This is a genomic window from Aequorivita vitellina, from assembly GCF_022008365.1.
Taxonomy (GTDB): domain Bacteria; phylum Bacteroidota; class Bacteroidia; order Flavobacteriales; family Flavobacteriaceae; genus Aequorivita; species Aequorivita vitellina.
Window position 1 is genome coordinate 1 of the sequence record NZ_JAIRBA010000112.1, and the last position, 758, is coordinate 758.

General features: G+C 34.6%; 1 protein-coding gene. It reads right to left on the reverse strand.

Features of this window, described 5'->3' with window-relative positions:
* Positions 1 to 221: 221 nt before the first annotated feature.
* The gene (locus K8089_RS16210) at positions 222 to 623 is read right to left on the reverse strand and encodes a hypothetical protein (protein ID WP_237604329.1); all 402 of its coding nucleotides are present in this window, start codon (positions 621 to 623) and stop codon (positions 222 to 224) included.
* Between the last annotated feature and the right edge of the window lie 135 nt (positions 624 to 758).

Below are 758 nucleotides of genomic sequence, written 5' to 3' on the forward strand. Positions count from 1 at the left end.
TATATATTTCATAGCATGAAGATACAAAAAAGACAAATAATGACCATGGATTTTTTTCTTAAAGTGAGGAAGGTTATTAGACAGTCTGACGGTCTCGTATAACCGTCAGTTACGGGTTAATATGCGTTAATTTTCGGTTTAGCACAGACTTTAGCAATTCCGAGTGGATTCGGACGTAGTCGAATCCGCCGTAATTGCGGTTATACATTGTTGGCATTTCGTTATTTTTTATTCAGTTTTATATATTCCATTAGGTTTTTTCCAAACAATAAGGTCAAACTTCCAATCCAGAAGTAAAATCCAATTCCGATTTTCACAGGTGACGTGCTTGAACCCATATGCATTGGTAAATCAGTTACAAATACTGCTAAAATTCCGAGCAATACTGCGATTCCACTTAAAGTCAGTTTTGTATTCAGTTTTAATTTTCTGAAAAATGCGATGAAGAATGGAATATTCGCTATCCAAGCACCAAATGCGAATAAATTTCCAATAAAGATTGAAAGTCCGCCAAATATCAAAGCAAAAATTCCGTAAACTCCGCCACTCCCACTAAAAGATTCGGTGAAGAGTGAAATCAAGTAAAGTCCAATTATTATGTAATTCAGAGTTTTATTATTCACTTATTCAGTTCAATTAGTAGAGATTGGTTTTAATGAATGCCAACGATCCCGTATAAGCACAGTAGCGGCATTGGTGCACTAACTTTTCGGCTTATAACAGACCTTAAATTTATAAAATTAATTTCGGGTTTTGTA